Origin of the sequence: Streptomyces changanensis (assembly GCF_024600715.1) — a bacterium.
Lineage (GTDB): Bacteria > Actinomycetota > Actinomycetes > Streptomycetales > Streptomycetaceae > Streptomyces > Streptomyces changanensis.
On sequence record NZ_CP102332.1, the window covers coordinates 6,577,192 to 6,600,773 of the forward strand.

Annotated in this window: 25 protein-coding genes; 14 read left to right on the forward strand and 11 right to left on the reverse strand. The window is 74.0% G+C overall.

Features of this window, described 5'->3' with window-relative positions; translation table 11 throughout:
* Positions 1 to 48 precede the first annotated feature (48 nt).
* Both NRO40_RS28905 and NRO40_RS28910 read left to right on the forward strand, forming a co-directional pair.
* The gene (locus NRO40_RS28905; RefSeq protein ID WP_058942005.1) at positions 49 to 600 is read left to right on the forward strand and encodes a GNAT family N-acetyltransferase; all 552 of its coding nucleotides are present in this window, start codon (positions 49 to 51) and stop codon (positions 598 to 600) included.
* A gap of 140 nt (positions 601 to 740) precedes the next feature.
* Entirely contained in the window at positions 741 to 1,193 is a 453-nt protein-coding gene (locus NRO40_RS28910) for a cupin domain-containing protein (protein WP_058941952.1), read from the forward strand.
* A gap of 204 nt (positions 1,194 to 1,397) precedes the next feature.
* Here the strand turns inward: NRO40_RS28910 and NRO40_RS28915 are convergent, their stop codons facing one another.
* Complete coding sequence (locus NRO40_RS28915; protein WP_079047019.1) at positions 1,398 to 2,102, reverse strand: ArsR/SmtB family transcription factor; 705 nt, start codon at positions 2,100 to 2,102, stop codon at positions 1,398 to 1,400.
* A 65-nt stretch (positions 2,103 to 2,167) separates the two neighbouring features.
* On the opposite strand from NRO40_RS28915, the gene NRO40_RS28920 reads away from it, so the two are divergent.
* On the forward strand, positions 2,168 to 2,626 hold the full coding sequence (locus NRO40_RS28920) for an OsmC family protein (RefSeq protein WP_058941951.1): 459 nt from the start codon (positions 2,168 to 2,170) through the stop codon (positions 2,624 to 2,626).
* A gap of 102 nt (positions 2,627 to 2,728) precedes the next feature.
* Here the strand turns inward: NRO40_RS28920 and NRO40_RS28925 are convergent, their stop codons facing one another.
* Complete coding sequence (locus NRO40_RS28925) at positions 2,729 to 3,346, reverse strand: TetR/AcrR family transcriptional regulator C-terminal domain-containing protein (RefSeq protein WP_058941950.1); 618 nt, start codon at positions 3,344 to 3,346, stop codon at positions 2,729 to 2,731.
* A gap of 63 nt (positions 3,347 to 3,409) precedes the next feature.
* Here NRO40_RS28925 and NRO40_RS28930 point away from each other — a divergent pair, with 63 nt between their 5' ends.
* Complete coding sequence (locus tag NRO40_RS28930) at positions 3,410 to 4,672, forward strand: beta-ketoacyl-[acyl-carrier-protein] synthase family protein (protein WP_058941949.1); 1,263 nt, start codon at positions 3,410 to 3,412, stop codon at positions 4,670 to 4,672.
* A 478-nt stretch (positions 4,673 to 5,150) separates the two neighbouring features.
* A complete protein-coding gene (locus NRO40_RS28935; protein WP_058941948.1) occupies positions 5,151 to 6,302 on the forward strand; it encodes a low temperature requirement protein A in 1,152 nt (383 codons plus the stop codon).
* A gap of 208 nt (positions 6,303 to 6,510) precedes the next feature.
* On the opposite strand, the gene NRO40_RS28940 is transcribed toward NRO40_RS28935, so the two are convergent.
* Positions 6,511 to 8,049 carry a carboxylesterase/lipase family protein gene (locus tag NRO40_RS28940; protein WP_058941947.1) on the reverse strand — a complete coding sequence of 513 codons (1,539 nt, stop codon included), beginning with the start codon at positions 8,047 to 8,049 and terminating at the stop codon, positions 6,511 to 6,513.
* Positions 8,050 to 8,508: 459 nt separating this feature from the next.
* On the opposite strand from NRO40_RS28940, the gene NRO40_RS28945 reads away from it, so the two are divergent.
* The 6 genes from NRO40_RS28945 to NRO40_RS28970 all read left to right on the forward strand — a co-directional run bounded on the left by NRO40_RS28945 (position 8,509) and on the right by NRO40_RS28970 (position 13,643).
* On the forward strand, positions 8,509 to 8,700 hold the full coding sequence (locus tag NRO40_RS28945; protein WP_058941946.1) for a hypothetical protein: 192 nt from the start codon (positions 8,509 to 8,511) through the stop codon (positions 8,698 to 8,700).
* 11 nt (positions 8,701 to 8,711) lie between these two features.
* Positions 8,712 to 9,467 (forward strand): hypothetical protein, encoded by a 756-nt coding sequence (locus NRO40_RS28950; protein WP_058941945.1) that lies wholly within the window; start codon positions 8,712 to 8,714, stop codon positions 9,465 to 9,467.
* Entirely contained in the window at positions 9,464 to 10,555 is a 1,092-nt protein-coding gene (locus NRO40_RS28955) for a DUF6895 family protein (protein ID WP_257375548.1), read from the forward strand. Before NRO40_RS28950 ends, NRO40_RS28955 begins: the two co-directional genes overlap by 4 nt.
* 41 nt (positions 10,556 to 10,596) lie before the next feature.
* Entirely contained in the window at positions 10,597 to 11,529 is a 933-nt protein-coding gene (locus NRO40_RS28960; RefSeq protein ID WP_058942002.1) for a DUF6895 family protein, read from the forward strand.
* Positions 11,526 to 12,593, forward strand: a complete 1,068-nt coding sequence (locus tag NRO40_RS28965) for a serine hydrolase domain-containing protein (protein WP_079047017.1) — start codon at positions 11,526 to 11,528, stop codon at positions 12,591 to 12,593. Before NRO40_RS28960 ends, NRO40_RS28965 begins: the two co-directional genes overlap by 4 nt.
* Positions 12,594 to 12,689: 96 nt before the next feature.
* Positions 12,690 to 13,643 (forward strand): aminoglycoside phosphotransferase family protein, encoded by a 954-nt coding sequence (locus tag NRO40_RS28970; RefSeq protein WP_079047027.1) that lies wholly within the window; start codon positions 12,690 to 12,692, stop codon positions 13,641 to 13,643.
* Here NRO40_RS28970 and NRO40_RS28975 read toward each other — a convergent pair.
* The 4 genes from NRO40_RS28975 to NRO40_RS28990 all read right to left on the reverse strand — a co-directional run bounded on the left by NRO40_RS28975 (position 13,640) and on the right by NRO40_RS28990 (position 16,408).
* Entirely contained in the window at positions 13,640 to 14,311 is a 672-nt protein-coding gene (locus NRO40_RS28975; protein WP_157901825.1) for a DUF998 domain-containing protein, read from the reverse strand. The two genes, NRO40_RS28970 and NRO40_RS28975, sit on opposite strands and share 4 nt — an antisense overlap.
* Positions 14,312 to 14,455: 144 nt before the next feature.
* Positions 14,456 to 14,842 (reverse strand): VOC family protein, encoded by a 387-nt coding sequence (locus tag NRO40_RS28980; RefSeq protein WP_058941943.1) that lies wholly within the window; start codon positions 14,840 to 14,842, stop codon positions 14,456 to 14,458.
* Positions 14,839 to 15,132 carry an ArsR/SmtB family transcription factor gene (locus NRO40_RS28985; RefSeq protein WP_058941942.1) on the reverse strand — a complete coding sequence of 98 codons (294 nt, stop codon included), beginning with the start codon at positions 15,130 to 15,132 and terminating at the stop codon, positions 14,839 to 14,841. Before NRO40_RS28985 ends, NRO40_RS28980 begins: the two co-directional genes overlap by 4 nt.
* Positions 15,133 to 15,205: 73 nt before the next feature.
* Entirely contained in the window at positions 15,206 to 16,408 is a 1,203-nt protein-coding gene (locus tag NRO40_RS28990) for an erythromycin esterase family protein (protein ID WP_058941941.1), read from the reverse strand.
* A gap of 69 nt (positions 16,409 to 16,477) precedes the next feature.
* On the opposite strand from NRO40_RS28990, the gene NRO40_RS28995 reads away from it, so the two are divergent.
* Positions 16,478 to 17,212: a TioE family transcriptional regulator gene (locus NRO40_RS28995; protein ID WP_058942000.1), complete on the forward strand. Its 735-nt coding sequence runs from the start codon at positions 16,478 to 16,480 to the stop codon at positions 17,210 to 17,212.
* A 391-nt stretch (positions 17,213 to 17,603) separates the two neighbouring features.
* Entirely contained in the window at positions 17,604 to 18,773 is a 1,170-nt protein-coding gene (locus NRO40_RS29000; RefSeq protein ID WP_257375549.1) for an alanine--tRNA ligase-related protein, read from the forward strand.
* 163 nt (positions 18,774 to 18,936) lie between these two features.
* Here the strand turns inward: NRO40_RS29000 and NRO40_RS29005 are convergent, their stop codons facing one another.
* Together NRO40_RS29005 and NRO40_RS29010 are read right to left on the reverse strand one after the other, a co-directional pair.
* Complete coding sequence (locus tag NRO40_RS29005) at positions 18,937 to 19,422, reverse strand: GNAT family N-acetyltransferase (protein WP_198549278.1); 486 nt, start codon at positions 19,420 to 19,422, stop codon at positions 18,937 to 18,939.
* A gap of 35 nt (positions 19,423 to 19,457) precedes the next feature.
* Positions 19,458 to 19,829, reverse strand: coding sequence for an ArsR/SmtB family transcription factor (locus NRO40_RS29010; protein WP_058941011.1), 372 nt, complete (start codon positions 19,827 to 19,829; stop codon positions 19,458 to 19,460).
* A 160-nt stretch (positions 19,830 to 19,989) separates the two neighbouring features.
* Here NRO40_RS29010 and NRO40_RS29015 point away from each other — a divergent pair, with 160 nt between their 5' ends.
* On the forward strand, positions 19,990 to 21,399 hold the full coding sequence (locus NRO40_RS29015; protein WP_058941010.1) for an FAD-dependent oxidoreductase: 1,410 nt from the start codon (positions 19,990 to 19,992) through the stop codon (positions 21,397 to 21,399).
* Between the two features lie 155 nt (positions 21,400 to 21,554).
* On the opposite strand, the gene NRO40_RS29020 is transcribed toward NRO40_RS29015, so the two are convergent.
* Together NRO40_RS29020 and NRO40_RS29025 are read right to left on the reverse strand one after the other, a co-directional pair.
* Positions 21,555 to 22,103 carry a phosphatase PAP2 family protein gene (locus NRO40_RS29020; RefSeq protein WP_058941009.1) on the reverse strand — a complete coding sequence of 183 codons (549 nt, stop codon included), beginning with the start codon at positions 22,101 to 22,103 and terminating at the stop codon, positions 21,555 to 21,557.
* 281 nt (positions 22,104 to 22,384) lie between these two features.
* Positions 22,385 to 23,485 carry a YihY/virulence factor BrkB family protein gene (locus NRO40_RS29025; protein ID WP_058941008.1) on the reverse strand — a complete coding sequence of 367 codons (1,101 nt, stop codon included), beginning with the start codon at positions 23,483 to 23,485 and terminating at the stop codon, positions 22,385 to 22,387.
* Between the last annotated feature and the right edge of the window lie 97 nt (positions 23,486 to 23,582).

Genomic DNA, 23,582 nt, shown 5'->3' on the forward strand with positions numbered 1-23,582 from the left:
GACACGATACATTTCCGTAACGCATGTTATGTGAAGGGGGAGGTGCTCGTGTTCTCGCTGCCGCTGGGCGACGGTGCTCGCCTCGGTCCGCTGGAGGTCCGGCACGCCGCGGAGTTCGCCGACCATCTGGACCGTGCCCGTGAACACATCCGGCCGTGGGTCGGGGCCGGGTTCGTCACCGACGACGAAGCCGGGGCACGGGCCACCCTGCAGCGGTACGCCGGACGTCAGGCCGCCGACGGCGCCCGCCTGTACGGCATCCGGCGGGACGACGTGTTGGTCGGGGGAGTGATGTTCACCGACTTCGACACCGCTCTCGGGTCGTGTGAGATCGGCTGCTGGCTGGAGCCGTCCGCCGAGGGCCACGGCCTGGTCACGCGGGCGTGTGGCGTGCTGCTGGACTGGGCGTTCACCTCCCGGTCCCTGCACCGGGCCGAATGGCACTGCCGGGCCGACAACGACCGGAGCTCCGCCGTGGCCCGACGGCTCGGCATGACACTGGAAGGCGTACGGCGTGAGGCGTGGCCGTACGCGGGCGTGCGTCACGACAAACAGATCTGGGCGGTCCTCGCTCCCGAATGGCGGACCCCGGACCGGTGACCGCCGACGGTCCCGCCCCGTGGGGGATCGCCGCTCCCGTCCTTTGTGCCGCTGCGGCAACAGCACGTGACGGAGCCCGGGCGCCCGCCGCAGTCTGGTACCTGTCAGAAGCCGCACGCAGGCAGACAGGAGGTCACGCGATGACCGTTCACCGCAGTGCCCGGACCGCGCCGCACACCGCCCCCACCGCTGACGGGGCACCGCTCGGCGACCGGGTCCACCACGTCCGCTCCGACGAACTGGACGGCTTCGCCGCCATCAGCGGCGGTACCGTCGGCTCCAGGAGGCTGTGGATGGGCAGGGTGGAGAACCCGCCGCTGAGCGCGACGGACAACCACCACCACGGCGACTCCGAGGCAGGGATCTACGTGGTCAGCGGTCATCCCGTGTTCGTCTACCACGACGGCACGCGGGAAGTCCGACTCGCCGCCGAGCCGGGTGACTTCTTCCTCGTCCCCCCGTTCGTCCCGCACCGGGAGGAGAACCCGGACCCGAACGAACCCGCCGTGGTCGTGATCGCCCGGACCACCCAGGAGCCGATCAAGGTCTCCGTCCCGGAGCTCTACCGATTCACGCCGGAAGAGCCCTCGTAGGCGCCCGGCCGCGTACGCACCTGCCGTGTCCGCCGCTGGAAGGCACCGCCGTGGGCGGGCACCTCCACCGAGGCGGGGGGCCGGCCGCGTGCGCGTGCCGTGGGCGCGGGCGTCGCGTGGAGTTTGTCGAGGGCGACGACTGGTCGGGACCGCCTCCCGGCGGTGACCCGGGCGAGCAGTCGGCCGGCGTGCGGTGACGCCCGCTCACCGTTGCGGAGCCTGCTGGGTGAGGTCGATTCCCCAGGTCCCGCGGAGGAGGTCGTGGCCGCTCCCCGTGACGTCGAGGCCCCGCCCGGAGCGGTGCCGCACCACCCATCCCACCTGGAGGAACCGTCTGCCGACTTCGGCGCCCAGGGCGCCGGCCAGGTGCGCCCGCCGTTCCGTCCAGTCCGGGCACGCCCGCGTGGTGGCGCGCCGGGCCCGCACCGCGCCGTCGACGTCCACCCCGATCCCGCGCAGCCCGTCGGCGCCGGCGTCGGTGAGCGCGAGCGACCCTCGGTCGGCCAGCCACCCCTGGCGTGTCCAGGTGTCCGCCAGCGCGACGCCGAGCCGGCCGGCGATGTGGTCGTAGCAGAACCGCGCCGTGGCCAAGTGCTGCGTCTGACGGCTGCGTCGGTACCCGGAGACGGGGGCCGGGTCGGCCAGGAGGCCGAGCGCTTCCAGGGCGGTGGCGACCTGCGGGCCGGCGAGCGAGTAGTAGCGGCACCGCCCCCGCGCCTCGCAGGTCACCAGGCCGGCGTCGACGAGCACCGCCAGGTGCTCCGACGCGGTCGAGGCGCTCACCCCGGCCCCCTTCGCCAGCTCGCCGGCCGGCCGCCTGGTCCCGTCCATGAGCAGGTTCAGGAAGACGGAGCGCGCGGGAGCGGCGAGGGCCTTGCCCACTCGCGTGAAGTCCCGGTCTCGGCTCATGGAGGTGACGATACGGCGAAGACACTTCGGCCGGTGCCGAAGCGTCCCGGTCCTACGGTTCGGACATGGACACCCACAGCTACCGCACGCGTCTGCACTGGGACGGCTCCACCGCGGCCGGGGTCCGCGCCTATTCGCGCGACCACACCGCCGTCGCCACGCCGGCCACCACCCGGGTCGACCTGAGCGCCGACCCGGCCTTCCGCGGCAACGCCGACCGGCTCAACCCCGAGCAACTCGTGGTCATGGCCGCCTCGTCCTGCCAGATGCTGTCGTTCCTCGGCGCCGCCGCCCGTGCCGGAGTGGACGTGCTCGCCTACGACGACGAGGCCACCAGCCACCTCGACCTCGCCGCCGAGCCCACCCGCCTGGCCGCGATCCACCTGCACGTGACCGTCGAGGTCGCCGCCGGGACCGACGAGACCGAGGTCCGGGAACTGGCCGCGCGGGCCCACCGCGAGTGCTACGTGGCCAACAGCCTGGCGATCCCGGTCGAGGTCTCCACCACCGTGGTGGCCTCGTGACCCCCTGCGCGCAGGACCTGGACCGAAGCCGCATATGCCGACCGTGACGAGGCCACCGTCGGGTGTGAGCCGCGCACGCCGTCGCCGGCCTGTTCGACTGCGCTAAGCGGGATCGGCTTCGTCGTGGATGGTCAAGGTTCCCGCGAGGTCGAGGTCGCCGACGGTGCCGTGCGCCCCGGCGCGGACGAGAAGCACTGCACCGAGCGCGGTGCTCCAGAACGTCCTGGCTTCCACGTTGAGCGGTCGACGGGCCCTCCAGCCGCGACTGTCGATGAGCTGGCTCACGAAGCGCTCGGATTGTCGGAACAGCAGCTGGAGGTGCCGGTCGACCACGGGGGCGAGTTCGGGCTTGGAGATCCCGGCGGCGAGTGCTCGCGTGACTGACGGAAGCGAGGGCATGGCCAGTACGGCGCGGGCGATGTTGCGCCGAAATGTCGCCGCGTCCGGGGCTTGGCGACCGATGCGCTCAATCCGTCGGGCATCGTGCAGCAGGCCCAGAAAGGCGGCGTGCACGAGGAGCGCGTCCTTGGATCCGAAGTAGTACGTGACCTGATTGGGGAAGGCGCCCGCCGCGTTGGCGATCTCCGCGACGCTCACCTCGGCGCCGGGCCGCTCCTTGCAGAGCCGGGCAGTCGCCTCGATCAGCCGGCGCCTCGTCGCCCGACCGCGGTCCCGTGACCGAGCCGACGTCGATCGGGCTTCCGTTCGCTTCTTTTCCACGCCTCGATTGTATGTGATACAAAAATCCCGTTCGCTTGTATCGCATACAAGAAAGGTTCAGGCATGCACCGGACTGAAGTCGTCGTGACCGGACTCGGCGCGATCACGCCCCTCGGTGGGGACGTGGCGTCCACTTGGGACGCCCTGCTTGCCGGCGAGTCCGGCATCCGCGGGGTCGTCCTGCGAGGCCACGAGGATGCCGGCCTCCCCGACACCGTCGCGGGGACGATGGCGATCGACCCCGCCGAGTCGCTGCCGCCGGCACAGGCCAGGCGGCTCGACCGCTCACAGCAGGCGGCCTTGGCCGCAGCGGCCGAGGCGTGGGCGGACGCCGGGGCCCCGGAGGTGGAACCGGACCGGCTCGCATCGGCGATCGGCACGGGCATCGGGGGCGTACGGACGCTGTTGCAGGAGGACGACGTACTGGAGGCGTCCGGGACACGGCGCGTCTCGCCGCGCACGGTCCCCATGCTCATGCCCAATGCGGCGGCGGCGCTGATAAGTATCGAATACGGTGCACGGGCCGGTGTCCATACGCCCGTCTCGGCGTGCTCTTCCGGTGCAGAGGCGATCGCCCTGGGGGCCGGTCTCATCCGTGCCGGCGAGGCGGACGTGGTGATCGTGGGCGGGACCGAGGCCGCGATCACACCGATCACCGTTGCCGGCTTCGCCCAGGCGAAAGCACTGTCGCGGCATACCGTCGAACCCGCTTCCGCGTCCCGGCCGTTCGCCGCGGACCGCAGCGGATTCGTCCTCAGTGAAGGCGCGGCTGTCATGGTGCTGGAAAGCGCCGAGCACGCCGGCGCCCGGGGCGCGCGCGTCCACGCGGTTCTCGCCGGCGCCGGCATCGCCGCCGACGCCCACCACATCACGGCGCCCGCTCCTGACGGCTCCGGTCAGATCTCGGCCATGCGGAAGGCCCTCGCGCAGGCCGGTCTGACTCCCGGGCAGATCAGCCACATCAATGCCCATGCCACCGGGACTCCGGTCGGCGACGTCGCCGAGGCGCACGCGATCGGGGAGGTCTTCGGCCGCGCCACCGTGACAGCCCCCAAGGCGGCGCTCGGTCATCTCTTCGGTGCCGCCGGCGCGATCGAAGCACTCATCGCCGTCCTCAGCGTGGAGCACGGCGTCATCCCGCCGACCCGCAACCTCACCGCGGTCGGCGTCGATCCCGACATCGATCTCGATGTCGTCGCAGAGCGACGAGACGCCCCCCAGAAGGCCGTGCTCAGCAATTCCTTCGGCTTCGGTGGGCAGAACGTCTCGCTCGTCGTCACCGGTGCACGGCGCCATGCGTCCCCCACGGCCTCGACGACACCTTGACCGACGCTAAGGCGCGCACCCCATGGTGCTGCCGGCCGAGCGGGCTCCGTGGTCGTCCCCGCCTCCGGGGCAGTCCGACGATGAGCCGGTCTGCTGCCTGCTGCCGACAGGCCTGACGGCCTGTGCGCGCCGCATGGTCGACAGGCTGCTCGGCGCAGGCGGACAGCGGGCGCCACGTCGCCCGATCAAGGGCGGACATCCATGGCCGATGTCGCAGACGTGAACGAGGACTGGCGTGGCGCCACCGCACCGTACGGGTGTCGCGACGTCATCACCCGGTGGGAGCGGGGTTGGCCGAGGGGTGGGGGGAAGTCGGTCGACGGGGCGCTCGGGAGGCGCGCTCCGGTCGGCGCGTCCGGTGGCGCGACCGTGGTGTGGGCCGGGGTGGGGTGGTGGCCGCCGGGTGGTCGCTGTGGTGGTATGTCAGGTTATGGAAGGGTATGGAGCTGGTCGCGGCGCGCCCCCCACTGCCCCAGGCGTGGAGCACAGCAGGCACGCGGGGTGGCTGGAGCTGTTCTTCGACCTCGTGTTCGTGGCCTTGGCCGGCCAGCTCGCCCACTCGTTGCACGGCGATCCCGGGCCGGCCGACTTCGCGGTCTTCCTGGCGCTCTACTTGCCGCCCTGGTGGGCGTGGATCAACCTCACGGTGGCCGCCAACCTCTTCGAGGACGACACCGCGCGCCGTCGGCTCCTCATGCTCACCGCCATGCTCAGCCTGGCGGTCATGACGGTCGCCGTCACCGAGGCCACGGGGGAACGCTCCACCGCGTACGCCCTCGGCTACGCCGGCTCCCGCATCGTCCTGCTCGGGTTGTGGTGGCCCTCCACCACCCGGCCCATCCACCCCGGCGACGCGCTCGTGCCCAGGTGGCGGCCGCTGGTGTACTGCCTCGTCCCGGCCGTCGGCTGGGCCGCGTCGGTCCTGGTGCCGGCCCCGTGGCGGTTCGTCATCTGGGGCGTGCTGCTCGCGGCCGAGGTCGGGGTGCTGTTCGTGGAGCGGAGTGCCGGGCTGCCGCGCCGACTGCACGTGGGGCACCTGGTGGAGCGGGTGGGGCTCTTCGTGATCATCGTGTTCGGCGAGTCGGTCGTCGGGCTGATCGGGTCGCTGGACACCGAGTGGACCGCTGCCGGCGGGTGGGTGGCGCTCGTCGGCTTCGTCATGCTGGCCGCCCTGTGGTGGTCCTACTTCGACTTCGGGTCCGCGGCGGCGGAGACCGTGTTGCGCGCGGCGGCGGGCGACAGGGCCGTCCCGCTCGCCCGGGACGTCACCGCCTTCCTCCACTTCTTCGTCACCGCGGGGGTCGTGGCCATGGCGGGCGGTCTGGCCACCGCCGTGGAGGAGGCCGGGCAGGGGCACGGGCACCTCGCACGCGGCGCGGTGGTCGCCCTCGCCGGGGGCCTGGCGCTCTACCACACCGCACACGCCTGCATCGCCCTGCGCTTCGGCCGTCGCCCCCTGCTCGTGGCGACCTGGGCGGTGCCCGGCGTCGGCGTCCCGCTCCTGGTCATCGGCGTCGCGGGGCACCTCGCGCCCTGGCAGGTCGTCGCGGTCCTGACCGCGGAGGTCGTCGCCCACCTGCTGTACGCCCGGTGGGTGACGACGCGACGGCTCCGCACACGCACCGCGTGACGGCGGTGTGAACGCCAGGCCCCGGCGCTCCGGCCGCCGAGCCGACCGGACGCAGGGTCGGCCGATGCCGTCCGACCGCCGCGCCCGTCGGCCGCAGGGCCGACCGGCCGCCGCGTCGACCGGACTCGGTACGGCCGTCCTGGCGGCCGGGGTCGGATCCGTGCGGCCGTCCTGGCAGCCGGTCACCGGGCCCGTGTCCGCCGTCGGTTCACGGGCGCAGGAGCGGGAAGTCGACGCGGGCCCACAGGTCGCGCACTCCGGTGGGCACCTCGTCGGCCGGGGTCCCGTCGGTGGTCCAGACGTGGGCGTGGGCGGGGGACCCGTCGGCCGGCGGCCAACCCGGCTCCCCGGTGGCGGCGAAGTCGGCCCAGGCGCGCACCATGCGACCCGCCAGTTCGCGGTCGGCGGGGGTCGGTGGACCGCCGATGAGGAACTCCAGGTGGGGACAGTCCAGATTGCCGAAGGCGAACGGCATGTCGGCGCAGTGCCAGGCCCGTACCACCCGGTCCGGCTCGAGGCGCCGACGGTCGAAACGTGACCGGAACACCCTGCCGCCGCCCCGTGCGTGCAGTTCGGCGAGCCGGGTGGTGAACTCGCCGAACAGCAGGTCGCCGAAGACGGCGAGGTAGACGTCGAGCACCGGGGCGTGGGGCATGGCCGCGCGGTAGCCGGCGACCAGGCCGTCGGGGAGGCCGAAGTCCTCGACGAAACGGGCGAGTCGCTCGTCGGTGGTGACCTTGGCACTGCTGCCGACGGCGTCGAGCAACCAGTACTCCTCCGTGGTGTGACACACCAGCAGGTCCACGTCGCGGGCCGCGCCGGCGGCCAGCCGCGCGAGGGGGTCGGTGGGCAGGACGTCGCCGTCGAGGACGGGCGCGTAGAGCACGGGGTCGTAGTGGCGTGAGCCGGACGCCGGGTCGTTCCGGTAGGCGTCCACGACCCGGTCCGAGGCGGCGACCAGGGCCTGCGGGCTCGTGGAGGCCAGGCCCCGGGCCGTGGCGGCGCACCCCGCGGCCGCGGCGACCTCACGGGTCGTCGCCGCGGCCACGCCGGGGGTGGCGTACGGGCTGGCGGCGCTGTGCGCGATGGCCCGGTGGAACAGGCCCCGGGCCCGGTCCATCACCATCAGGCAGGCGACGGACGTGGCGCCGGCGGACTGGCCGGCGACCGTGACGTTTCCGGGATCGCCGCCGAACGCGGCGATGTTGTCGCGCACCCAGCGCAGGGCCGCGACCTGGTCGAGCAGGCCCCGGTTGTCCGGGTGGGCGTTCGTCCCGTCGCCCGGCCCGCCGGCCTCCGCGTGGTCCGGCTCGTCGGCCGGTACGTGTCCGAAGCCCTCGAAACCCACCCGGTAGTTGAGGGTGACCACCACCAGGCCGGCACGCGCCAGCGCGGTGCCGTCGAAGTCGGGTTGGGCCGAGGAGCCGAAGGTGTACGCGCCGCCGTGGATCCACACCAGCACGGGCAGGCGTCCGCCGACGCGCGCCGGGGTCCAGACGTTGACGGTGAGCACGTCCTCGTCACCGGGTGACCACGCCGGGGCGCCGGGCAGTCGGGCCGACTGCGGGGCCACCGGGCCGAAGGCGGTGCAGTCCCGTACCTCCGTCCACGGCCGTGCCGGGCGCGGCGCCCGGAAGCGGTCGGCGCCGAACGGCGGCGCGGCGTACGGGATCCCGAGGACGGCGACGACGTCGGCGGACGCCCGCAGGCCCCGTACCGGGCCGGTCGTCGTCTGGAAGACGTGCATGGAGGGCCACCTCTCGCCGCGGGTCACGTCGCCGGGGTCGGCGGTGGCCCCAGCCTCCCACCGCCCCGTACGCCATGACCAACACCAAGATCACGACGACTGACGCGCCCGCGATGTCAATCAGGCCCAGGAGACGGGGCCTTGGGGTCCGCCGACGTCACGCCGATGGGTCCGCGTGCCGCCTCCGCGTGCCGCCGCCTCCGCCGGGCCGAGGGCGGCCGTACGAGCACCGGCCCCCGGGCCGGCGCCCGTTGGGGTACGCCCTCTCCGCCACTGTGCGCGCGAGGGCTCCCCGGCGCATCCGCCCGCCGGGAGTTCGGTGACAACCAGGCACCTAAACCTCGCTTTGCCATTATTTTAATTGACAAATCACCCAAAGAGTGATTTGCGAGGTCGGTCTGTGTGTGCTGCGCTGGATGTGCAAGGAAAGAATGCCCACTCCAAAGGAGATGATGGGGTATGGCGACGCTGGACAACGTGACCCGTGAGCAAGTCAAGGCTGCGCTCGACACCGAGGTCGAACAGGTACTGAACCCCGGCGAGGCCCAGGGCTTCTACCGTGACACCCGCGAATGCGCGGCACTTGCCCTGAAGGGCGGCTCCGGCAGCCTGCTGCTGTCACCGCCTGCTCCCCGTCCGAAGAAGCGCTGACGGGTAACGGCATGGAGAGTCCCGGCACTCAGACGCCCCTGGCAGGCGCTGTGCAGGACCTCGCTTCCCAGGTGGTCTCCGCCCTCGAGGGCGGAGACCACTCGGCGGTGTTCGCCGGTACGGCGGCGGCCGTCACCAGCGACGAGGACCTCCTGCTCGCGGCCGTACGCGTCCTCGGCCCCGACGCGCTGCTGCCCGGCACCCTCGGCACGAGCCCGCCACACCCCGACGACCTCGCACTCTTCGAGAAGGCGGTCATCGCCTTCCCGCCCGCCCCGGACGCGTCGCTCACCTCGCGCTGGACCCACTGGGGGATGACGCGCACCCTGCGCGACCTCAGCACCGCGGCCATCGTCCCGCACGACGACGAACCCGACACCGCATGGGTGGACACCCTGCCCTGGCAGACGCTCACCCATCAGCTGGCGCTGCTCGCCGGCCTCGCGGCGCCCCCGGTGCCGGCCGCTGTCCAGGCGTCGTCCGTGCCGACCGCGCCATCGACGGCGGAGAGCGCACTGGTTCGCGCCGCCGGCCGGCGGACCGTGGACATCGCGCGCGGCTTCGTCCGTGCCGTACGCCGCCGGGGCTGGCTGCAGGCCGCCGGAGCGGGCCGCTGGCTGTCGGTCCTGGACGACGTCCCGGACACGCTGGGGCTCGACACCGGGCTGGAGTTCGTCGCGGCGATGGGCGGCGACGACCCCCGCGTGGCCCTGCACCTCCACGCCGCCCGGCACGGGCGGGCGCAGGGCCGGGGAGACGCCCGATGACGCCGCCGTCCGCGGGCCCGCCCCGCGGAGGCCCGACAGACCTGACGGGCCGGCCGGGCCGTACACGTCCGGCAGGCGAGGCGGAGCCGACGGACGAGACGCACGCGACCGGCCGGACCGATCCGACCGGCCAGGCCGGCCCGACGGATCTGACCGCAGTGGCCGGTGCCGCGCTGAGCTGGCTGTCCGCCCACCGCGCCGACTTCCGCCTCGGGCCGCACGCGCTGGAGCCGGATGCCGACCCCAACGCCTCGTGGAAGCGCGTCGGCGAACTGGCCCAGCTGTGCGCCTGCGTCCGCCGCAGCACGGCCCCGGGCTCGCCGCTCCACGGGACGGCGACCGCCCTGGTGCGCCACGCCTGGCACGAGGCCGGCGACGGCGCCCTCTTCCTCGACGTCCAGCGCCTCGAGCCGAACGCCACGTACCCCCTCGAGGTGTACGCGGCGTTCGCCGACGCGGGACTGCGCCACCCGCCGTACGAGGAACTGATCGGCCTGCTCGTGCGCACCCGCGGCTGGCGTACGCCGGAGCTGCTGCCCAACCGCCTGCTCGGCGTCCTCAACTCGGAGCACCGCGCCGGGCTGGCACCGCGCAGGCGGATGGACGAGCCGCTGCGGCGCACGTGGCTCGGGGCCCTCCCCGAACCGTGGCTCTTCGAGAAGTCCGCCGCCTACACCCTCACGCACGTCGTGTTCCACCTGACGGACTGGGGCCACCACCCCGACACCGTCCCCGACGACATCGCCGCCTACCTGCACACCTGGCTGCCGCCCTGGCTCGACACGTGCGTCGAGGCGCAGCACTGGGACCTCTGCGGCGAACTGCTCGCCGTCGCCGCGAGCCTGCCGAGCCCGCCCGCCCCGGACGTCACCGAGGACGCGTGGTCGGCACTGGCCGCCGCGCAGGACGGGGACGGCGCCCTGCCGGAGGTCGGCCGCGGGCCACGCGGTGAGGACGTCCCGCGCGTCTTCGTCAACTGCTACCACTCGACGCTGGTGACCGCCTTCGCCGCCACCCTGACCGTGGCCCGCCGCACCGGCCACCCCCACGGCGGCGACCGGCACACCCTCCGGGAGGCACCGGCATGAGCGGCACCACCGACGCGGGCGGCCTGACCGGCACGGGCGGGATGACGGGCCCGGGCGGGATCCGTCTGATCCAATCGGTCGGCACGGGCGCGCTGGAGTGGCTGCACGCCCACCGTGACGGGTTCGGCCTCGAACCGGACGTCGACCCGGAGACCGGCTTCCTCGACCGCTTCAAACCCGTCGGGGAACTCGCCGTGATCTGCAAGGTCCTCTTCCGGGAGGGCGTCTCCGGCTCCCGCCACGCCGCGCTCGCCCGCCAGCTCATCGACCACGCCTGGCGGGACGTCCTGGACGGGGGCCGCATGCTGGTCCGCGGCCAGCGGATCGAACCCTTCTCGCCCATCCCCTTCGAGGTCTACCTGCCGTTCAAGGAACTCGGCTACGCCCAGCCCGAGCTGGACCGCCTGATCCGCGTCAACCACCGCCTCGCCAGCTGGCAGGCCGCGGAACTCCTCCCCGTCCGCCGGCTGTGCCTGAGCGCCTTCGAGCGCCGCTACGGGCTCACGCCGACCGTGCCCGAGGACGAAGCGGCCGGCCGCACCTGGCTCGCCCGCACCCCGGAGCCGTGGACGGTCGTCACCCGCACCGGGTACGACATCACCCACACCGTCTTCCACCTGACCGACTGGGGCGAGAACCCCGCCGGCCTCCCCCCGGACATCGCCCGCTACCTCGACCTGTGGCTGCCCGCCTGGCTCGACGACTGGGCCGACCTGGAGCGCTGGGACCTGCTCGGGGAGCTGCTCGTCGTGGACGCCTGCCTGCCCCGCCCCACGCTGGACGCCGCCGCGTGGGAGGTGTTCGCCGCGGCCCAGCAGCCCGACGGCGCCATGCCCGCCATCGGCGGCATGCCCGAGGGCGACCCGGAGGACGTGTTCGACATCGTCTACCACTCCACGCTGGTCGCCGCGTTCGCCTCCGTACTGGCCACCTCGCGCGCCTTCACCGCCCTGGTCGACGGGGCCCCCTCGTGACCGCGTCGACCAGCGTCGACCCGGCGCCCGGCGCCCCGGCCGCCAGGACGCGGGAGACCGACGCCGCACGGCTGGACGACGCCGTGCGCGCGGTCGACGCCCCGGACGTCGTCTTCGCCCTCTCCCGCCACGGCCACCGCACGGTCCGCTGCGGCGGCACCGGGCCGCCGCCGCCCGCGCCGCGCGACCGCCTGCGTTACGAACTCGGCTCCGCGTCCAAGCCGTACACCGGACTGCTGCTCGCCCACCTCGTCCACCTCGGGGCGGTGCACGGGACCGACCCGGCCTCTTCCTGTCTGCGCCCCGAGCGCGGCACGACCGTCGGACCCCGCGGCCCCATCACCCTCACCCACCTCGTCACCCACACCAGCGGACTGCCGCCGCTCCCCGTCGACTTCTACGCCCAGGCCCTGCCCCGGTGGGGGACCGACCCGTACGCCGGCTACCCCTCCCGGAGGGTCGTCCGCGCCTTCCTGCGGAGCCGTCCGCGCCACGCGCCGGGCACCCGCTGGCGGTACTCGAACTTCGGCGTCGCCGTCCTCGGCCACGCACTCGCCGCCGCCACGGCGACCCCCTGGGAGGAGCTGGTCACCGGCCACGTCCTGCGCCCCCTGGACCTCACGGGGACCGGGCTGCGGCCGGCCGGCCCCGAGACCGACGCCACCGGGCACCGCGCCGACGGCACGACCCCCACCCCACCCCTGCGGATCGGCGGCTTCCAGGCGGCGGGCGCGGTCCGGGCCACCCCCCACGACCTGCTCACCTTCCTCGAAGCGCACCTCACCCCCGACGGCACGCCCCTCGCCGCCGCGCTCCACGAGGTGCGCCGGCCGGTACTGCGCCGGGGGTTCGGGCACCGCCACACCCACACCCTGACGTGGTTCCGGCACCCGGCGGCCGACGGGGGCACGATGTACTTCCACAGCGGCGCGACCTCCGGCCAGACCTCCTTCCTCGGCTTCCGACCGGACCGGGGCGGCGCGCTCGCCGCCGTGTGCAACCGCCGCCACGGCTCCACCAACGCCCTGATCCCGACGGCCTACGCCCTCCTGTGGGACCTCTGACGGCCCTTTGGCGTCCTCCCTCCCCGCCCGCCAGGAAAAGGGGTGGACGCCCACCGCCCGCCGCCGGTCGGATGGCGTCCCATGGACGCAGCGCGCATGCACCCCGACCAGCACCCCATCGACGACGACCTCGTACGGCGGCTGGTCGCCGGGCGGTTCCCCCGGTGGGCGGGGCTGCCGGTGCGTCGGTTCCCCTCCGGCGGCACGGTCAACGCCATGTACCGGCTGGGCGACGACATGGTCGTACGGCTGCCGCTGGTGGCCGGCGCGGCCGGCGACGTGGAGCTGGAGCGGCAGTGGCTGCCCCGGCTCGCGCCGCGGCTGCCCGTCGCCGTCCCGGAGGTGCTCGGGGCGGGCGAGCCGGCGGAGGGGTATCCGTGGCCGTGGTCGGTGTACCGGTGGCTGCCGGGCGGTCCCCCCGACGAGGCGGCGCCGCCCGAGCCCTTGCGGCTGGCGGAGGACCTCGCCGGGTTCGTGGCCGCCATGCGGAGCCTCACGTTGCCGGACGGGCCGCGGGCCCACCGCGGCGGCCCGGTCTCCTCCCTGGACGCGGAGAGCCGCGCGGCGATCGAGGAGCTGCGCCGCACACCGGGGGAGGGCGTGGACTGCGACGCCGCGACCGCCGTGTGGGAGGAGGCGCTGCGGGCCCCGGCCTGGGACGGGCCACCGGTGTGGCTGCACGGCGACCTGATGCCGGGCAACCTGCTCGTGCACCGCGGCAGGTTGAGCGCGGTGATCGACTTCGGGTGCGCGGGGACGGGCGATCCGGCGTGCGACCTGTTCCCGGCGTGGAACCTCCTGCCACCCGACGCCCGGGAGGTCTTCCGCGCGCAGCTCGGCGTGGACGACGCGACCTGGGTCCGCGGCCGCGGGCGGACGCTCGCGCAGGCACTGGTGGCGCTGCCCTACTACCGGACGACCAACCCGGCCATGGCCCGCAACGCCCGGCACGTCATCCGGGCCGTCCTCGGGGAGCGCCGGGCCCCGCGGGGTCCCGGAGCCCATCACCCGGACGCCGCGGCTCCGATCCGTGACGGCCGCACCCCTTAGGGGGTGCGGCCCGCCGCCATGGCGGGCCCGTCGCCGGCTCGGGGTGCCCGGCGCGGCATGCCGCGGACGGCGACGGCCAGCGACCACAGGAGGATCGGGAGCGCCGCGACCCTCTCCATGCCGCCCATGCCCAGACCGAGGTACCGGTGGGAGAGGAAGAGTCCGAAGGCGGCGAGCGCCACGACGCCCAGCAGGCCCGTCACCCGGCGCAGCGCGCGCGGGACGTCGTCCGCCAGGCCGGAACCGGCCACCACCAGCCCGATGTTGCCGGTGCCCATGATGAGGAGGGCACCCAGGAGGTGCTGGTTCTCGTCGATGTCGGCGGGAGCCAGCCCGGCCAGGACGAAGCCCGCACCGGCGCCGGCGAGCAGGCACCGGGCGACCGCGCCGACGACGCCCCGGCGCCACAGGCCGGACGTGAGGACGGCGCCGATGACGAGCAGGACACCCAGGGTGACGAACGAGGCGTTCATCAGGGCGTGCTCGGGGGAGCAGACGTACCGGGGCTCGGGCTCCGCCTGGAGGGCGCAGTGCGCGTTGCCGAGATCGCTGATGTTGTTCCGGGCCCAGCTGTACGGTCGCGCCCACGCGGACTCGACGACGACGTGGATGACGAAGAACTGCACGACACCCGCGATCCACGCGGCGTATCCGATGCGAAGCCTCAACCGACCGTCCTCTCCCGTGTGTTGCCGGTACGGGAAGTCGATCATGTGGCGTCGGGGAGGGGCACTCCGGCCGGCCGCCGGAAGGGGGGTGGGGTTGCCCCCACCCCCGGGAGGCGTGTACCGGGGGCCCGGGCGGGTCCTGCCCTACTCGCTGTGGACGAGCTGGATGAGGTTGCCGCAGGTGTCGTCGAGGACGGCGGTGGTGACCGGCCCCATCTCCAGCGGCTCCTGGGTGAAGCGCACCCCCAGGGCGCGCAGCCGGTGGAACTCGGCGCGCACGTCGTCGACGGCGAAGGAGGTGGCCGGGATGCCGTCCTCCACCAGTGCCGTCTGGTACGGCTGCACCGCGGGGTGGCCGGAGGGCTCCAGGAGCAGTTCGGTCCCCTCGGGGTCCTCCGGCGAGACCACGGTCAGCCAGCGGTCCTCGCCCATCGGGACGTCGTGCTTCCGCACGAAGCCGAGCACGTCGGTGTAGAAGCGCACCGCCTTCTCCTGGTCGTCGACGAAGACGCTGGACAGGTGGATCCTCATGGGGTGTCCTCCGATGCATCGGGCCTGAGCCACCGGTTGACGATGTGCTCGAGGGGTTCGGTGTTCACGTCGTGGAACTTGTAGCGGCCCTCGCGTCGGGGAAGGACCAGGCCGGCCGCCTCCAGCACGGCCAGGTGCTGGCTGATCGCCTGGCGGGACAGCCCGATGCCGTGTTCGGTCACCAGTCGCGCGCAGAGCTCGAACAGGGTCTGGCCGTCCCGCTCGACCAGCTCGTCGAGGATGCGCCGACGAGTGGGGTCGGCCAGCGCCTTGAACACATCCTCCGTCATGACCGCCACGATAGGCAAGTGGCGACTTGCCTATCAAGTCGGACGTCCGCCACCGCCCGCTCCGTGGGCCCCCTCAGCCCCTCGCGACGTCCTTGACGAACACGAGCCCGTCGGTGCCGGCCAGGTGCGCCGGATCGAACGGGGCGTAGCCGAACCAGGGAGACACGCGGGGCGCGAGAGGCACGTCACCGAGGGCGGCGGCCAGCCGGGGCGCGTCGACGAGGCACCGCTCCTCGGGCCGCGCGTACAGGAGCCCTTCGACGGTGTCCGGTGGCGGGGCGTCGACGCCCCGGTGCCGCAGCGTGCCGAGGGCCGTGGCCAGGACGGCGTACTCCTCGCCGAGCCGGGCGTTCACCAGCGCACCCGCGCTCCACCACTCCAGCGGCATCCCGCCCATCCGCATCGAGCTCTTCGCCCGCTGGAGGTGGGAGTTGTGCGCGTGGACGAGCGCCGGACCCCGAGCGGCCAGGGCGAGGAGGTTGTCGGCCATCATCTGGTCGCGCACCCCCACCAGCCGGGTCAGGCGGGCGGATGAGGCGTCGGCCATCCAGTGGTGGTAGCGCAGCAGTCCGAGGGCGGTGCGCCCGTACAGGCGCGCCCGGTCCCAGTCGCCGCGCGAACCCGCCGCGAGCAGGTGCGGCGCCTGAGCGTCGAGCAGCGCCACCAGGTCGTCGGCGAGCACCCGCAGCCGACCGGCCTCGGCGGACTGCCCCACGGAGGGGGACGGGTCCGTCATCGCGGCGGGATCCGTCCACCGGTCGTCGGTGCCGAGCAGCCGGTCGAGCGTCGCTGTGGTGCAGGGCAGCAGGGCCGCGTCCACCCGGGTCGAGAGGTGGTCGTGGAGCGCGGTGAGGGCCTGCCGGGGGCTCGCGGCGCCGGTGATCTCCAGCGGTCCGTCGAAGCCGGCGAAGCGGAGCCGCTCGGACGGGGGTCGGCCGGTGTTGTGGGCGCGCATCCAGCGCACGAGCTCGCGATTGCCCGCGTGGGCGCCCCAACCGTGGCTGAAGCCGTGCTCCATGACCGCGTCGAGGGTGCCCTCGCCCCCGGTGACGTAGTCGTCGACGACCAGGCCCTTCAGGCAGTCGCTCTCGATCGCGATGGTGCCGTAGCCCTCCCGCTCGACGAGGTGCCGGAAGAGGTCGTTGCGCAGGTCGAGGAGGGCCTCCTCGTCGTGGGTGGGCTCGCCCAGGGCGAGCAGTCGCGGTGGGGCCGGGAGCAGCGCCATGACGGCGGCGGCGTCGACCGCGTGGACGGTGTCCGTGATGTCGGTGACCATGCCTTCAACGCTATCGTTGAAGCTTCGGTGGAGACTTTCTCGCCATCCGGGCCGACGCACGGGGGGATGATGACGCGCAACCTTCAAAGTGATCGACGGCTCCGGCCGGTCGACCTGGCGCGCGGGCACGGTCTGTCGACGCAGGCGGTCAGGAACTACGAGGAGGCCGGCATCCTCCCGGCCGCCGACCGCACCCCGAGCGGCTACCGCGCCTACACCCCGCTGCACGCGGCGGCCCTGCGCGCGTTCCTCGCGCTCGTGCCCGGCCACGGCCACCGCACGGCGGCGTCGATCATGCGGGCGGTCCACGCGGACCGGCCCGAGGAGGCGTTCCACCTCATCGACGAGAGCCACGCCCGGCTCCTCGACGACCGCCGGACCCTGCGGGCCGTGGAGGACGCCCTGCGCGACCTGGGGCGCGGCAGCGGACCCCCGCCCGGCGCGGCGGCGGCCGGGCAGGGCGGCACGTTCATCGGACCGCTCGCGGCCGGACTCGGGATCCGGCCCGCGACCCTGCGCACCTGGGAGCGCGTCGGACTGGTCCGCCCGCGCCGCGACCCGCTGACCGGGTACCGGGTGTACGACGAGGCCGACGTACGGGACGCCCGGCTGGTCCACCAACTCAGGCGGGGCGGCTACCCGCTGGAGCGGATCGCCCCGCTGATCGCCCGGGTGCGGACGGCCGGGGGAGTGGAGCCGCTGGAGGGCACGCTGTCCGACTGGCACGGCCGGCTGTCCGCCTGGGGGCGGGCGATGCTGACCGGCGCCGCGGAACTGGAGGCGTACCTCCGCGAACGGGCCTGACACGCCGGCGATCCGGCGGCGCCGGGCGCTGCCCCGTCGTGCCGTCCACCGTGCGCGTCGCGCCCCGGGGCGCGGTTCACCCGCCGCCACCGGGGCGCGGACCGTCACTCGTCGAACGAGGCGGCGGGCCGAGCCGGCCGCCCGGCGGGAAATTCGGCTGCCCCGACGGACGGGGCGCGTTACCGTGGCCCGTATGAACGTCACCGGCCGAAGCACCACCGCGACCGCGCGAGCGACCAGCTCGCCGGTTGCCGCCGCCTGACGTAACCCCGTCCCACCGGCGACCGGAAACGGTCCGCCGGTGGACCCGTGGCGTTCGACGCCCCGGTTTCGACGACTGCGCGGTTCCGTTGTCCGGCGCCTCCCCGCTGCGACGCGAAGGAGCCACCCCATGCAGACCGAGCAGATCGTCCGCACGTTCGTCGAGTACTTCGAGGAGCGCGGCCACCGCCGCGTCACCGGCTCGACGCTGCTGCCGCCGCCCGGCGACCCGGTGCTGTTCACCACCTCCGGCATGCATCCGCTCACGCCCTACCTGGAAGGACGCCCCCATCCCCTGGGCAGGCGGCTGGTCGACGTCCAGCGCTGCCTGCGCACCACCGACCTGGAAGAGGTCGGCGACCCCACCCACCTGACCGTCTTCGAGATGCTCGGCACCTGGTCGCTGGGCGGCTACGAGGGCCGCCAGAGCCTCGCCTGGGGGTACGAGCTGTTCACTGAGGGGCTCGGCATCGATCCGACGATGCTGCACGCCACGGCCTACGCCGGTGACGACCGGGTGGGACCGGACACGTCCTCCGTCGACCTGTGGGAGGGCCTCGGCGTCCCCGTCGAACTCACCGTGGAGGACAACTGGTGGTCCAACGGACCCACCGGCCCGTGCGGTCCCGATTCGGAGATGTTCCTGTGGACCGGCGACACCCCGCCCGAGTCCACGCCCACCCGCGACGACCGCTGGGTGGAGGTGTGGAACCACGTGATGATGCGCCACCGCCGACTCGACGACGGCTCGCTCGTACCGCTGCCCCAGCGCAACGTCGACACCGGCCTCGGCCTGGAGCGACTGGCCGCCCTCCTGCAGGGCCGGTCCTCGGTGCACGAGAGTGACGTCTTCGCCCCCTGGCGCCGCTCCGTGCCGGCCCTGTGGCCGTCCCTCGACGAGCGGTCACTCCGCCTCGTCTGCGACCATCTGCGCTCGGCCGTCGTCGTGCTCGGCGACGGGGTCCGCCCGGCCCACACCGGCCGTGGGTACGTCCTGCGGCGCCTGGTGCGGCGGGTGCTGACGGTGCTGTGGCGGGACGACCCGTCGCGCAGCCTGGGCGACCTGCCGGACGAGCTGGTCCGGCACACCCTGGACCGCTTCCGGCAGGGCACGGACCCGGACCTCGTGTCCCGGACGCTCCTGGAGGAGGAGCGGCGCTTCCGCCGACTCCTGGAACGCGGCCGGCAGGTCCTCGCCCGGCCCCGCTTCCGGGGCCCGCTCGACGAGGAGGACCTCCACTACCTCCACGACACCCACGGCCTCCCGCGCGACCTGGTGACGCACCTGCGCCAGGAGTGACGGCGACGGGCGTGGCGCGGTCGGGACGGGCGCCTCACGCGTGACGGACGTGACCCGCTTCGCGTCCTGGCCGGTGACGGGCCCGCGACCGGAGCACGGGACCGGCCGCGCGGTCCCCTCCGGACGTCCGGACGTCGGGGCACCCGGACCCCCGGACTCCCGCCTAGGTGATGGCGGGGCTGCGGCGTTCGACGAGGGTCACGTCGCGCCAGACGCCGTGGTGGCGGCCGATGCGTTCCCGGGTGCCGACCACGCGGAAGCCCGCGCGGCGGTGGACGGCGAGGCTGGCGCTGTTCTCGGGGAAGACGCCGGACTGGATCGTCCAGATACCGGCCCGCTCGGTGGCGTCGATGAGGGCGCCGAGCAGGGCGGAGGCGACGCCCCGGCCGCGGGCGGCGGGGTGGACGTACACGGAGTGCTCGACCACGCCGGCGTAGGCGCACCGGTCGGAGACCTTCGTCGCGGCGACCCAACCCAGCACCGTCCCGCTCCCGTCGAGCGCGGCGAAGCGGTGCTCGGGCGGCCTGGTCGCGTCGAACGCCTCCCAGGTGGGGGCGGTGGTCTCGAAGGTGGCGTCGCCCTCGTCGATGCCCGCCTGGTAGATCGCCAGGACCTGGCCGGCGTGTTCGGCGGTGAGCGGCACGATCAGCGTGGTCACGTACTTCCCCTGTCCGTCGGTCGTCGTCAGGCCGCGGTCGGCGGGGCCAGCAGCTTGCCCATCGCGGCGAGCACCGACGGTTCGACGCGGTAGTAGACCCAGGTGCCGCGCCGCTCGGAGGAGAGCAGACCCGCGTCCTTGAGCTTCTTCAGGTGGTGGGAGACGGTCGGCTGGGAGACGCCGACGTCGGAGATGTCGCAGACGCACGCCTCGCCGCCCTCGTGGGAGGCGACGGCGGAGAAGAGCCGCAGGCGGACCGGGTCGCCGAGCGCCTTGAACATCCGCGCGGCCGTCTCGGCCTCCTCGGCGGTCATCGGGCGCTCGGTCAGCGGCGGGCAGCACGGCACCGCACCCGGGGCGTCGGCTCCGAGCAGCGGCAGCACCTTCGTGTTCGACATGTGTCTATGTTGACACGCGTCGAAGCAGAGGGGGATTGCCGGGCCGGGAGAGAGGGTTGAGCGCACCTGTATAGACACATGTCTATGTTGACGCTTGTCTATGCAGCTGCCATCCTGACGGGGCAAGCCATTGACGTCCGTCGAATCAAGAGGAGTCGCCGTGAACGCGCCCGCCACCGCCGAGCTGCCCGTCGTCGTGATCGGAGCCGGGCCCACCGGCCTGGCCGCCGCGGCCCATCTGGTCGACCGGGGCATCGAGCCCCTGGTTTTGGAGGCCGGTCCCGCCGCCGGGTCGGCGGTGTGGGAGTGGGCGCACGTCCGGCTGTTCTCCTCCTGGGGCGAGGTCGTCGACCCGGTTGCCGAGAAGCTCCTCGCCCCGACCGGCTGGACCCGCCCCGACCCGGCCACCTACCCCTCCGGCGGAGACTGGGTGGAGCGGTACCTCCTGCCGCTCGCCGAGGCCCTGGGCGACCGGGTGCACCTCGGCGCGACGGTCACCGGGGTGTCCCGCGCCGGCCGTGACCGCATCGTCGACGCCGACCGCGAGGTCCAGCCCTTCGTCGTCCACGTCACCCGCGCCGACGGCCGCGAGGAACGGATCTCCGCCCGCGCCGTCATCGACGCCTCCGGCACCTGGCGCACACCGTCCCCGGCCGGCGGCAGCGGTCTGCCCGCCCTCGGCGAGAAGGCGGCCGCCGACCGGATCTCCTACCGCGTCCCCGACTTTCGGGACCCGGCCGTCCGCGCCCGGTACGCGGGCCGGCGCACCGCCGTGATCGGCTCCGGCGCGTCCGCCTTCACCGCGCTCGCCTCCCTCGCCGACCTCGCGGAGTCGGACGCCGGCGCCGGGACGAAGGCGGTGTGGATCCTGCGGCGGGGCATCTCCGGCTCCACCTTCGGCGGCGGCGAAGCCGACCAGCTGCCTGCCCGCGGCGCCCTCGGCCTGGCCGCGAAGGCCGCCGTCGACCGCGGCCACGCCGACGCCGTCACGGGCTTCCGCACCGGGGCCGTCGAGCGGACGGCGGACGGCCGGCCAATCCTCGTGGGCGAGGACGGCCGCCGCCTGGACCCGGTCGACGAGGTGATCGCCCTCACCGGGTTCCGCCCGGACCTGTCCTTCCTGTCCGAGCTCCGCCTCGACCTCGACGAGCGGCTCCAGGCCCCGGTCCGGCTCGCCCCGCTGATCGACCCCAACCAGCACTCCTGCGGCACGGTCCACCCCCACGGCCACCGCGAGCTCTCCCACCCCGAGCAGGGCGTGTACCTGGTCGGCATGAAGTCCTACGGCCGCGCCCCCACCTTCCTCGCCATGACCGGCCACGAGCAGGTCCGCTCCGTGGCCGCCGCGCTCGCCGGCGACCTGGACGCAGCCGACCGCGTCGAGCTGACCCTCCCCGAGACCGGGGTCTGCGGCGGCGCGGGGCTCTTCGACGCCCCCGACGCGCAGCCGGGTACCGACGGCGGCTGCTGCGCCACCCCCGAGTCCCCGCTCGTGCGGATCGACGCGTCCGCGACCGTGCCCCCCACCGCCGAAGAGGCCCCGGCGGCGGGTGGCTGCTGCGGCTCCTGAACCCGCCTCGTGCCGCCTGCGCGGCGGGGGCCGCGACCGGAGCGGGGGACCGGTCGCGGCCCCCGCCGCCAGGTCCCGGGGTCCGCCGTCATCCCCCGGGCTCCGCCGTGGTCCCGGGGGTCACGCCGTACCCCTGCGGGCCCGCGCCGCCCGGCTCACAGCTTGGCGCGCACCCACAGCGACGGGGCCTCGTGGACGAGCCACCCGCCGGCCAGTCCGATGACGGCGCCGACGGCGACGTCGCTCGGGTAGTGCGCGCCGGAGTGGACCCGCTGGACCGCGACCGCCGCGGCGGGGACGGCGCAGACGGCGCCCCACGCCGGGTGGACGAGGGCGACGCCGGTGGTGAAGCCGACGGCGGCGGCGGTGTGCCCGGAGGGGAACGACGAGCTGTCCGGCCGGTCGTGGACGTCCTCGTGCGGGATCAGCTCCTCGGGAGGTCGCCGCCGCTCGTAGAGCTGTTTGCACACGGCGTTCGACACCAGCTCCGCCAGCCCCATGGCGGCCAGCCCGGCCACCGCGGCCTTCCGCTCCCGGTAGCCGCCGGCCGCCGACATGACCGCCGCCGCGGCCCACCACAGCTTGGTGCGCTGCGCCGCCGTCTCGACGGCGGGCAGTACCCGCCGCGCCAGGGGCGAGGTCCAGTGGGCCGCGCGGCGGGTGAGCCGGCGGTCACCCTCCCGCACATCAGTGAGATCCATCATGAGCGCCGGTTGCCCGGCTCCGCGGCCAGCACACGTACCCGGGCGGATCGGCCGCGACGGCCGCGGGGGCCGTTCCGTCGGGCGGACCGGCTCCCGCCCCTCCGGCGCCGGGCAGGGCCGACTCCCGTGTCCCCTCACACCGGGCGGGTCGGCGGCCGCGTCCCTCGCGCCGGACAGGTCGGCTGCCGGCCCCGGCCTCCTCCGCGCAGGACGACTCCCGGGGCCGTCCCCGACGAGCGGGACGGCCCCGGGAGGGCGCGTGTGAGCGGACCGCCGCGCGGTCAGTCGAGACGCCGGTGATCCTCCTCGGTCCACTTGGCCGTGTCGCGTGGCTGCACGTACGGCTCCTCCGTCCTGGGGTGGCCGCCTTCGATGGCGCGCTGACGGGCCATCTCCGCGTCGAACTCCAGACCCAGCAGGATCGCGAGGTTGGTGATCCACAGCCACACCAGGAAGACGATGACACCGGCGAGGGTGCCGTAGGTCTTGTTGTAGGAGGCGAAGTTCGCCACGTACAGGGCGAAGCCGGCCGAGGCGATCATCCACAGGAGCAGCGCGAGGAGGCTGCCGGGGGTGATCCACCTGAACCCCCGGCCCTGGGCGTTGGGAGCGGCCCAGTACAGGATCGCGATCATGATGGTGACCAGCAGGACCAGGACCGGCCACTTCGCGATCGACCACACCGTCATCGCCGTGTCCCCCACGCCGAGGGCCGAGCCCGCGCGCTGGGCGAGGGGGCCCGTGAAGACGACGATCAGGGCGCTCACGACCGCCAGCACCATCAAAACCACCGTCAGGACGAGGCGCAGGGGCAGCACCTTCCACACGGGACGGCCCTCGGGCATGTCGTACACGGCGTTCGAGGAGCGGATGAACGCGGCGATGTACCCGGACGCCGACCACACGGCCAGCAGCAGACCGACGATCGCCATGAACGAGCCGGTCCCGCCGCTGCCCTGCAGTTGCTCCACGGCGTTCGTGATGATGTCCCTGGCGGGTCCGGGGGCCAGCTTCTGCAGGTTGTCCATCACCTGCTGGGTGGCCGACTTGCCCGCGATCCCCAGCAGGGAGACCAGGACCAGCAGGGCGGGGAAGAGGGAGAGGACCCCGTAGTACGTCAGGGCCGCGGCCCGGTCGGTCAGCTCGTCGTCCGTGAACTCCTTGACCGTCCGCTTCAGCACCGCGAGCCACGACCTCTTCGGCATGGCGGTCGGGTTGTCGGGGGCGTCGCGCTCCACCTGCGGATCCGGGCCGATGCCGTCCGACTCCCGCGGGGTGTCGGGCACGGCGCCCCGCCGGTCCCGGTCCCGGTACTGGTCGTCGCCGTCGCGGCGTCCGGGGGTGTCGTCTCCGTGGTGCCCTGGTTCTGGTGTCCGTGCCATGTCAGTGGGGTAACCGCTCCGAAGGGATGGAAACGAATCGCTTCTGTGGGGTGGGAAGGTTGTCGTCCCCACCTGGTGTGGGTCCCGCGCCGGACGG